A 10,361-nucleotide genomic window follows, 5' to 3' on the forward strand; every position below is an offset into this window, starting at 1 on the left:
GTTGTATTTCCATGTTTCCTGATTACCTTCACCTCCGTCCGTTGGATGCCAAGTGGCTGTTTGCCATCAAGGTCAGCTGCGCCAGCCTGTTGGCCCTGACCCTCTCCATCTACCTGGGGCTGGATCGACCCTACTGGGCCATGATGACCTCCTTCATCGTCGCCCAACCGTTTGCCAGCATGAGCCTGGTGAAAGGGGCCTCACGGCTGGCCGGTACCCTGGTGGGGGGGATCGCGGCCCTGTGTCTGTCCACCTGGTTTATTCAGTGGCCCCTGCTGCACCTGGCGTCCCTGTCGCTGTGGCTGGCCCTGTGTATCTTCCTCTCCTTGCTGGAGCAGAGCCTGTACAGCTACGCCTTCTTGCTGAGCGGCTACACGGCGGTCTTCATCACCCTGCCCTATGTGGATCATCCCGATGGTCTCTTCCTGGTGGCCCTGAGTCGGGTGGAGGAGATCGGCCTGGGGATTGCCTGTTACCTGCTGCTGGATCTGCTGCTGTGGCCACGCCGTACCCATGAGCGCTTCTTGAGTCAGTTGGCCGGTTGGCAACGCCAGTTGCTGGCGTGGCAGGGGCAGCTGCTGGCGGATCCCACCACCGGCGGCGCCGAGGCCCTGCTGCTGCAACTGGGTCAGCTGGAGCAGCTGCGGCCGCAGGCGGTGAGCGACTCATCGCGGCTGCGGTCCCATCGTGGGCTGCTCACCGAGCTGCATAGCGAGCTGCAGGCTCAGCTGACCCTGGGGCTGAGCCTGGCGGACCTGCTGCAGGAGATCCGGCGCCAGGGGGCGACGGAGCCGACACTGGGCGAGCTGCTGGCGCTGGCCCGGCAGACCCTGGCGCGGCTGGCGGCCGGCGAGCGCATCGGTACGCCGCCCGAGCGCTTGTTTGCAGATGAGTCCAATGCCTGCCTCAACGGTCGGCTGGCCAGCCTGCTGGGCTACTGGTGGCAGAGCCATCACCTGATCCAGCAGCTCAGCAACTTGCTCAATTCGGCGTCACGGCGTCGGCGCCGGCGGGGGCGGGTCAGTCATCCCCATGTGGACGTGGGGCGGGCGACCCAGACCGCCGTGACGGCGGGGCTCTCCATGATGTTGTGTGGCCTGCTGTGGATGGCCACCGGCTGGAAGAGTGGCTACCTGGCGGTGATGATGACCGGCGTCGCCTGTTCCTTGTTTGCCGCCAGTGACAACCCGCTGGTGCCTGCCAAGGGCTTCTTCATCGGCTCCCTGCTGGCCTTGCCCATCACGGCTGTGCTGCAGTTTGTGTTCTTGCCCCTAGTGGATGATCTGACGGGCCTGATCTGCGTCCTGCTGCCCTTTTTGCTGTGGGGGGGGCAGCGTATCGGCAATCCGGCCACGGCACCCCGCAGCGTCCCCCTGGTGATGGGCACCCTGGCCATGCTGACCATCACCAACAACGGTCGTTCCACCCTGCTCAGCCTGATCAACCTGGGGTTGGCGCAACAGGTGGGCATAGGCGTGCCGCTGCTGCTCACCGGGGTGTTGCGTCGTCTGGGCGCCCAGGTGCAGCTGCCGCGGCTGCAGCTGGCCCTGGAGCGGCTCTTCATCCGGGTGGCCCGCGGTGATGGCCGCATCGACCGGGCCGCCTTGGAGAGCCGAGGACAGGCCATACTGCAGGGCCTGGTGCAGCGGGCCGGCGAGCAGGCCGGTGCCATGCTGGGGGGCGGCGGCGCCCTGCTGCGCATGGGGCTGAGCCTGTTGCGGTTGGAGCTGCCTGCCGCCCAGCTGCTGCCCCATAGCCGCCGGGCGTTGCAGGAGAGCCGTCGGGCACTCATCGACTTCTTCAGCCAGCCACGGGGCAGCCGGGCGCAGATCTACCCGGCACTGCTGGCCAATCTGGATGAGCAGCGGCGGCGCCTGGCACAGCCGGCGGGCGCGGTGCCGGCCAGCGTGCTGCATCATTTCGATCACCTGTTGTTGGCCCTGCGGCTGCACAGAGCCTTTTTCATTCAACCCATAAGGAGCTGACCATGCTGGAACTGGATATGGGGGGCCTGTTGCTGTCCCCCCTGCTGCTTGCCGGATGCCTGTCCCTGCTGCTGCAGCCCCTGATCCCGGGGGCCTGCTATCGCTGGCTGTGGCACCCCCAGCTGGCACGGCTGGCGGTCTTCATTCTGACTACCTGGGGCCTGCTGCGACTGCTGCAGCTGCTGCCCCGTCTGTTTTCCTGATATCGAGGTCTGCATGCGTTCATTCTGGATTTTGTTGCCCCGGGTGGTGGCCACCCTGCTGTTGGTGGGCTTGGCCGTGGTGGCGGCGCTTCATCTGTTCGATTATTACCAGGCCTCGCCCTGGACCCGGGACGCCCGGGTGCGCACCGAGCTTATCCGTCTCACCAGCGACGTGGCCGGCTTCGTCAGCGAGGTGCGGGTCAAGGACAATCAGCTGGTGCACCAGGGGGATCTCCTGTTTGTGGTGGACAAGAGTCGCTATGCCCTGGCGGTGGCCGATGCTGAGGCCAACGTGGCTCGCCTGACCCTGACCCAGGCACAGAAGGCGCGGGATGCCCACCGTACCCAGCGGCTCGATCAGATGGTGAGCCAGGCGGCCCGGGAACAGAGCCTGTCGGAGGCCCAGGTGGCGGCGGCCGAGCTGCAGCAGGCCAAGGTGGCCCTGCAACAGGCCGAACTCAACCTGGCGCGCACCGAGGTACGGGCGCCCAGTGATGGCTATGTCACCAACCTCTCCCTGCACGTGGGGGATTACCAGCAGGCCGGCAGCCCGGCCCTGGCCCTGCTCAGCGCCAAGGAGTTCTACGTGGTGGGCTATTTCGAGGAGACCAAGCTGCCCCGCATCCGGGTGGGGGATCCGGTGGAGATCCGCCTGATGGGCATAGCCCAGCCGCTGACCGGGGAGGTGAGCAGCATCGCCAGCGGGATCCAGGACGATGTGCAAAGCGGTAGCCAGGGGGATCTGGCGGACGTGAGCCCCACCTTCGAATGGGTGCGGCTGGCCCAGCGGATCCCGGTGCGCATTCGCCTGGATCCGATCCCGGCTGGGGTTCGCCTGGTGGCGGGCCAGACCGCCAGTGTGACCGTGGTGGAAGGTGATGCGGCCAGTCAGGCGCAAGCCGGCAACCAGGCTGTTTCTGCCGCTCAGCCCGCTCAATAAGCGATTGGTCGAGCTGTCGACATCATCATCGCGTTATGCGGATAAAACATCTAAGGGACCGCATTGAATGAGAAACCGGGGTGCTGAGGTTTTTCATTCTGTCCGGTGCCTTTTTTCATTTTTCGCGGCGGGCTACAGCTAGATAAAAAACAGGAGGCTGAGCCTCCTGTTTTTTATGTCTGCTTCACAGTGCCGGGATTATTTCAGACCGGCGGCATCCCGCAGCAGGGCGGCCTTGTCGGTCTGCTCCCAGGGGAACTCCTCGCGACCGAAGTGGCCGTAGGCGGCGGTGGCCTGGTAGATGGGGCGCTTCAGATCCAGCATCTCGATCAGGCCATAGGGGCGCAGGTCGAAGAACTGGCGCACCAGCTTGATCAGGCTGGCTTCGTCCAGCTTGCCGGTGCCGAAGGTTTCCACGCTGATGGAGGTGGGGTCGGCCACGCCGATGGCGTAGGAGACCTGGATTTCACAGCGAGCCGCCAGGCCGGCGGCGACGATATTCTTGGCCACGTAGCGGGCGGCGTAGGCGGCGGAGCGATCCACCTTGGACGGATCCTTGCCGGAGAAGGCACCGCCGCCGTGACGGGCCATGCCGCCGTAGGTGTCGACGATGATCTTGCGGCCGGTCAGGCCACAGTCGCCCATGGGGCCGCCGATGACAAACCGGCCGGTGGGGTTGATGAAGTACTTGGTGTTGTGGTTGAGCCACTCCTTGGGCAGGACCGGCTTGATGATCTCTTCCTGCACCGCCTCGACCAGCTGATCGTGCTCGATATCCTCACGGTGCTGGGTGGAGAGCACCACCGCATCGATGCCCTGGATCTTGCCGTCGCTGTCGTAGGCGAAGGTGATCTGGCTCTTGGCGTCCGGCCGCAGCCAGGGGAGCACGCCGTTCTTGCGCACCTCGGACTGGCGCTTTACCAGGCGGTGGGCATAGGTGATGGGGGCGGGCATCAGCACGTCAGTCTCGTTGCTGGCATAGCCGAACATCAGGCCCTGGTCACCGGCACCCAGCTCCTTGGGATCCTGGCGGTCCACGCCGCGGTTGATGTCCGGGGACTGCTTGCCGATGGCGCTGAGCACGGCACAGGAGTTGGCATCGAAACCCATGTCGGAATGGACATAGCCGATGTCGCGGACCGTGTTGCGAACCAGCTCTTCGATATCCACCCAGGCGGAGGTGGTGATCTCGCCACCCACCAGCACCATGCCGGTCTTGACGAAGCTTTCGCAGGCCACCCGGGCCATGGGATCCTGGGCCAGGATGGCGTCCAGTACCGCGTCGGAGATCTGATCCGCGATCTTGTCGGGATGGCCTTCGGAAACGGATTCGGAGGTAAAGAGTCTAGCCATGATGTTCTCTATCTATCTGACGGGGCGACCTGGGGTCGCCGGATTGGCATATGAGCAGGGAGGATACGGATGTATTCCCATCTGGACGTCTATTTTATGTAGGCGAGGGCGCCATTGCCAGTAAATTTTCCCTCCGGTGCGCGGGCTTGGGGCGCGTGGTGTCGCTGGGCAGATAATGTTTGCGCGCCTCAGGGCTGTTTGGGACAATGCGCGCCGAAAGAACAGGACAAGCTGAATAAGCGCACAGAATCACGCAGGAGAAACAGATGCCTTCTCGTAAAGAGCTCGCCAATGCCATCCGCGCATTGAGTATGGATGCCGTACAAAAAGCCAATTCGGGTCACCCGGGCGCCCCCATGGGGATGGCCGATATCGCCGAAGTGCTGTGGCGGGACTTCCTCAAGCACAACCCGGCCAACCCCAAATGGGCCGATCGTGACCGTTTCATTCTGTCGAACGGCCACGGTTCCATGCTGCTGTACTCCCTGCTGCACCTGACCGGTTACGATCTCTCCATCGAGGATCTGAAGAACTTCCGTCAGCTGCACTCCCGTACCCCGGGCCACCCGGAATACGGCTATGCCCCGGGCGTGGAAACCACCACAGGTCCCCTGGGCCAGGGCATCACCAACGGCGTGGGCATGGCCCTGGCCGAAAAGATCCTGGCTGCCCAGTTCAACCGTCCTGGTCATGACATCGTCGATCACCACACCTATGTGTTCATGGGCGATGGCTGCATGATGGAAGGCATCTCCCACGAGGCCTGCTCCCTGGCCGGTACCCTGAAGCTGGGCAAGCTGATCGCCTTCTGGGATGACAATGGCATCTCCATCGACGGCCACGTGGAAGGCTGGTTTGCCGATGACACCCCGGCCCGTTTCGAAGCCTACGGCTGGCAGGTGATCCGCGCCGTGGACGGTCACGACGCCGAGGCCATCAAGGCCGCCATCGAGGCCGCCCAGGCCGAGACCGACAAGCCGACCCTGATCTGCTGCAAGACCATCATCGGCTTCGGCTCCCCCAACAAGGCCGGCTCCCACGACTGTCACGGTTCACCCCTGGGTGCGGCCGAAATCGCCGCCGCCCGGGAGTTCCTGGGCTGGACCGCCGAGCCGTTCGTCATTCCCGCACCCATCGCCGAGCAATGGGATGCCAAGGCTGATGGCGCCGTGCTGGAACGTGAGTGGAGCGCCAAGCTCGCCGCCTATGAGGAGGCCCATCCCGAACTGGCCGCCGAATACCTGCGCCGCATGGCCGGTGACCTGCCGGCCAACTGGGCCGAGGAGTCTGCCAACTTCATCGCCCATCTGCAGGCCAACCCGGCCAAGATCGCCAGCCGCAAGGCCAGCCAGAACGCCCTGGATGCCTTCGGTGCCCTGCTGCCGGAACTGCTGGGCGGCTCCGCCGACCTGGCCCCCAGCAACCTGACCATCCACAAGAGCTCCGTCTCCATCACCGCGGATGACGCCGCCGGCAACTACCTGCACTACGGTGTGCGGGAGTTCGGCATGTCCGCCATCATGAACGGTGCCGCCCTGCACGGTGGCTTGATCCCGTACGGCGCCACCTTCCTGATGTTCATGGAGTACGCCCGCAACGCGGTGCGCATGGCGGCCCTGATGAAGCAGCGCTCCATCTTCGTCTACACCCACGACTCCATCGGTCTGGGTGAGGACGGCCCCACCCACCAGCCGGTGGAGCAGATCGCCTCCCTGCGTCTGACCCCCAACATGAGCACTTGGCGTCCCTGTGACCAGGTGGAGTCCGCCGTGGCCTGGAAGTACGCCATCGAGCGCAAGGACGGCCCCAGTGCGCTGATCTTCTCCCGCCAGAACCTGGCACAGATGGAGCGGACCCCGCAACAGCTGGCCGACGTGGCCAAGGGCGGCTATGTGCTGAAGGATTGTGCCGGTACGCCGGATCTCATCTTCATCGCCACCGGCTCCGAAGTGGAGCTGGCCGTGGCGGCCGCCGAGCAGCTGAGCGCCGAAGGCCGTGCCGTGCGCGTGGTCTCCCTGCCCTGTACCGACCTGTTCGACGCCCAGAGCGCCGCTTACAAGGAATCTGTGCTGCCGGCCCTGGTGAGCCGTCGGGTGGCCATCGAGGCCGGCATCGCCGACTACTGGTACAAGTATGTGGGGCTGAACGGCGCCATCATCGGCATGCACAGCTTCGGCGAGTCCGCCCCGGCCGAGCTGCTGTTCAAGGAGTTTGGCTTCACCGTGGAGAACGTGGTGGCCAAGGCCAAGGCCCTTTTCTGAGTCTTGGTTCAGCTTGGATTCAGCTATGCAACGGGAGCTTCGGCTCCCGTTTTATTTGTCACACTCTGTCAGTTTCTTTTACGCGTCTTTACATTTGAGGCCTGTCTGTCTGGCAGCGGATAACCGATACTGGCGCCGATCACGTACCCTGTCGTGAAGGAGTGTGATGATGAAATCTGTTCGTGTATCTGTGCTGGTGGCCTGTCTGGCCCTGGCGTGCCAGGCCCAGGCTAAACCGGGGGGCGGGCATTGGGACAATCAGCAGGGACCCGGTCCCTGGATCCAGCCTGGGCCGCGTCACCATCCGGCTCCCGGGGGCTGGGTGGACGTGCTGCCGCGGGGCTATCAAACCGTGCTGGTGGCTGGCTTGACCTATTTTGTGCTGAACGATATCTGGTACAAGATGAACGGTGGCCGCTACCAGGTGGTGACGGCGCCGACCCAAACCACCACCACCACGACCACCACGGTCAACGGTGGCTATGAGCAACCCTATGGCCTGACCCAGGTGGACATAGGTGGGGTGCGCTATTACGTGCGCGATGGCCGTTACTATCGCCGCAACGTGGACGGCGAGTATCTGGAGGTGACGCCACCGGCGTCGCAACGCGGCACCTATTGAGTCGCTAGATACGACTGTCTGTCAGCCCGGATCCAAGGCCCGCTAGCGGGCCTTTTTTTCGCTCCTCGCCCTGTCATAGACGGGCCTATTCCCCTTATGCCGCCTACTGTCTTGGCACGTTTTTTTTGCATAAAACCTCATCTGCCTATCGCCTTTGCGGGGCAAGACAAGTACACTTCTGTGGCTCAAAGAGGGAGCTTGCTCACAGATTGTGCCCAAAAATGGCGATGATCCCAGGCTGCCTCGATATTGCGCGGTTGAGGCGCAAGATTGCCCTCCTGGCGTCTAGGTTTTCTTGGCTGGACTGATATGCATCAAGCCAGCGCACCGCGAAAGCCGCTATGATGCGCCGCCGCGATGGGGACCGTTGCGAGAGGTCCCCGACTTTTTTACCAAAGGGCGCCAAGCCCTTTGGTTGGTCACACCCCCGGCGGGATGCCGAGTGGATGCCGATGACCACCTGCTGTGATACGCCGCCACGGTGTAGCAGGAATACAGGCTCACTGTTTTGTCTGAAAATCTATAGAGGACTGAGTATGTCTGTTATCAAGATGACCGACCTGGATCTGGCTGGTAAGCGTGTTCTGATCCGTGCTGACCTGAACGTACCCGTGAAGGAAGGCAAGGTAACCTCCGATGCACGTATCGTTGCCACCCTGCCCACCATCAAGCTGGCCCTGGAAAAGGGTGCCAAGCTGATGATCACCTCCCACCTGGGTCGTCCGACCGAAGGCGAATACAACGAAGAATTCTCCTTGCTGCCGGTAGTTAACTACCTGAAGTCTGCCCTGGATTGCCCGGTGCGTCTGGCCAAGGATTACCTGGACGGCGTTGACGTGGCTGCCGGTGAACTGGTGGTTCTGGAAAACTGCCGCTTCAACAAGGGCGAGAAGAAGAACACCGAAGAGCTGGCCAAGAAGTATGCCGCCCTGTGTGACGTCTTCGTAATGGACGCTTTCGGTACCGCTCACCGCGCCGAAGGTTCTACCCACGGTGTGGCTCAATTCGCTCCCATCGCCTGTGCCGGTCCTCTGCTGGCTGGTGAACTGGAAGCCCTGGGCAAGGCCATGCTGAAGCCTGAGCGTCCTATGGTGGCCATCGTGGGTGGCTCCAAGGTTTCTACCAAGCTGACCGTGCTGGAATCTCTGTCCAAGATCGCTGACCAACTGGTTGTCGGTGGTGGCATCGCCAACACCTTCATCGCCGCTGCTGGTCACAACGTGGGCAAGTCCCTGTGTGAGCACGATCTGATCGACACCGCCAAGAAGCTGGCTGCCGAAACCTCCATCCCGGCGACGACCGATGTGGTAGTGGGCAAGGAATTCTCCGAAACCACTCCGGCTGTCACCAAGTCTGTTGCTGACGTGGCTGACGATGACATGATCTTCGACATCGGTCCGGATTCCGCCAAGGCCCTGGCTGACATCATCATGAACGCCAAGACCATCCTGTGGAACGGCCCTGTGGGTGTGTTCGAATTCGACCAGTTCGCCAAGGGCACCGAAATCATCGCCAAGGCGATTGCCGAGTCTCCGGCCTTCTCCATCGCTGGCGGTGGTGACACCCTGGCCGCTATCGACAAGTTCGGTATCGCCGACAAGGTTTCCTACATCTCCACCGGCGGCGGCGCCTTCCTGGAGTTCGTAGAAGGCAAGGTTCTGCCGGCTGTTGCCATCCTGGAAGAACGCGCCAAGGCCTAAGTGCCGTAGACGGGAGGCTTGCCTCCCGTTTCTTCGTCCCGCTGATGGGACTCGGATCTGTAAATCTGATGTGGGTTCGCCGACATCAAATTCAACGTGATAGGACCATAGATATGTCTAAGATCTTCGATTTTGTTAAGCCCGGTGTGATCACTGGCGACGACGTGCAGAAAGTATTTGAAGTGGCCAAGGCCAACAAGTTCGCTCTGCCGGCCGTTAACGTAGTCGGTACCGACTCCATCAACGCCGTTCTGGAAGCTGCCGCCAAGGCCAAGTCTCCGGTGGTTGTTCAGTTCTCCAACGGTGGTGCTGCTTTCATCGCCGGTAAGGGTCTGAAGCTGGAAGGTCAGCAAGCTGCCGTTCTGGGCGCTATCTCTGGTGCCAAGCACGTTCACGCTGTAGCCGAATACTACGGTGTACCGGTTATCGTTCACACCGACCACGCTGCCAAGAAGCTGCTGCCCTGGATCGACGGTCTGCTGGACGCTGGTGAAAAGCACTTTGCCGAAACCGGCAAGCCGCTGTTCTCCTCCCACATGCTGGATCTGTCTGAAGAGTCTCTGGAAGAGAACATCGACATCTGCTGCAAGTACCTGGAGCGCATGGCCAAGATGGGCATGACCCTGGAGCTGGAACTGGGCTGCACCGGCGGCGAAGAAGACGGCGTGGACAACAGCGACATGGATACCTCCATGCTGTACACCCAGCCGGAAGACGTGGCCTATGCCTACGAGCGTCTGTCCAAGATCAGCCCGCGCTTCACCATCGCTGCCTCCTTCGGCAACGTACACGGTGTGTACAAGCCGGGTAACGTGAAGCTGACTCCGAAGATCCTGGACAACTCTCAGAAGTTCGTGTCCGAGAAGTTCGGCTTGCCGGCTAAGAGCCTGAACTTCGTATTCCACGGCGGTTCAGGTTCTACCGCTGCCGAGATCGAAGAGTCTGTTGGCTACGGTGTTGTTAAGATGAACATCGACACCGACACCCAATGGGCTTGCTGGGAAGGTATCCTGGGCTACTACAAGGACAAGGAAGCCTACCTGCAAGGTCAGCTGGGCAACCCGGAAGGCGTTGACTCCCCGAACAAGAAGTACTATGACCCGCGCGTATGGCTGCGCAAGGGCCAAGAGTCCATGATCGCCCGCCTGCAGCTGGCCTTCAAGGAACTGAACGCCATCGACGTACTGTAAGTGCGTCGTGGCAGCATTGCGCTGCCAAGGAAAAAAGCCACCCGTAGCGGGTGGCTTTTTTTTTGCCTGCTTAGCCGGCCGTGGCGACACCAACACATGAGCAGAAT

General features: G+C 62.3%; 8 protein-coding genes. 7 read left to right on the forward strand and 1 reads right to left on the reverse strand.

Annotation, left to right across the window (positions count from 1 at the left end; genetic code table 11):
- Positions 1-11: 11 nt before the first annotated feature.
- The 3 genes from ABHF91_RS05125 to ABHF91_RS05135 are packed head-to-tail and all read left to right on the forward strand — an operon-like array spanning position 12 to position 3,128.
- Complete coding sequence (locus ABHF91_RS05125) at positions 12-1,985, forward strand: FUSC family protein (protein ID WP_409422392.1); 1,974 nt, start codon at positions 12-14, stop codon at positions 1,983-1,985.
- A gap of 2 nt (positions 1,986-1,987) precedes the next feature.
- Positions 1,988-2,188 (forward strand): DUF1656 domain-containing protein, encoded by a 201-nt coding sequence (locus ABHF91_RS05130; protein ID WP_409422393.1) that lies wholly within the window; start codon positions 1,988-1,990, stop codon positions 2,186-2,188.
- 13 nt (positions 2,189-2,201) lie between these two features.
- Positions 2,202-3,128: an efflux RND transporter periplasmic adaptor subunit gene (locus ABHF91_RS05135; RefSeq protein WP_409422394.1), complete on the forward strand. Its 927-nt coding sequence runs from the start codon at positions 2,202-2,204 to the stop codon at positions 3,126-3,128.
- A gap of 198 nt (positions 3,129-3,326) precedes the next feature.
- On the opposite strand, the gene metK is transcribed toward ABHF91_RS05135, so the two are convergent.
- On the reverse strand, positions 3,327-4,481 hold the full coding sequence (gene metK / locus ABHF91_RS05140; protein ID WP_409422395.1) for a methionine adenosyltransferase: 1,155 nt from the start codon (positions 4,479-4,481) through the stop codon (positions 3,327-3,329).
- Positions 4,482-4,747: 266 nt separating this feature from the next.
- Here metK and tkt point away from each other — a divergent pair, with 266 nt between their 5' ends.
- The 4 genes from tkt to fbaA all read left to right on the forward strand — a co-directional run bounded on the left by tkt (position 4,748) and on the right by fbaA (position 10,254).
- A complete protein-coding gene (gene tkt / locus ABHF91_RS05145; protein ID WP_409422396.1) occupies positions 4,748-6,742 on the forward strand; it encodes a transketolase in 1,995 nt (664 codons plus the stop codon).
- 169 nt (positions 6,743-6,911) lie between these two features.
- Positions 6,912-7,364 carry a DUF6515 family protein gene (locus tag ABHF91_RS05150; protein WP_409422397.1) on the forward strand — a complete coding sequence of 151 codons (453 nt, stop codon included), beginning with the start codon at positions 6,912-6,914 and terminating at the stop codon, positions 7,362-7,364.
- Positions 7,365-7,900: 536 nt separating this feature from the next.
- The gene (locus tag ABHF91_RS05155) at positions 7,901-9,064 is read left to right on the forward strand and encodes a phosphoglycerate kinase (protein ID WP_409422398.1); all 1,164 of its coding nucleotides are present in this window, start codon (positions 7,901-7,903) and stop codon (positions 9,062-9,064) included.
- Positions 9,065-9,177: 113 nt separating this feature from the next.
- Positions 9,178-10,254, forward strand: coding sequence for a class II fructose-bisphosphate aldolase (fbaA, locus tag ABHF91_RS05160; protein ID WP_409422399.1), 1,077 nt, complete (start codon positions 9,178-9,180; stop codon positions 10,252-10,254).
- Positions 10,255-10,361 lie beyond the last annotated feature (107 nt).

Origin of the sequence: Pseudaeromonas aegiceratis (assembly GCF_046254905.1) — a bacterium.
GTDB classification, from domain to species: domain Bacteria; phylum Pseudomonadota; class Gammaproteobacteria; order Enterobacterales; family Aeromonadaceae; genus Pseudaeromonas; species Pseudaeromonas aegiceratis.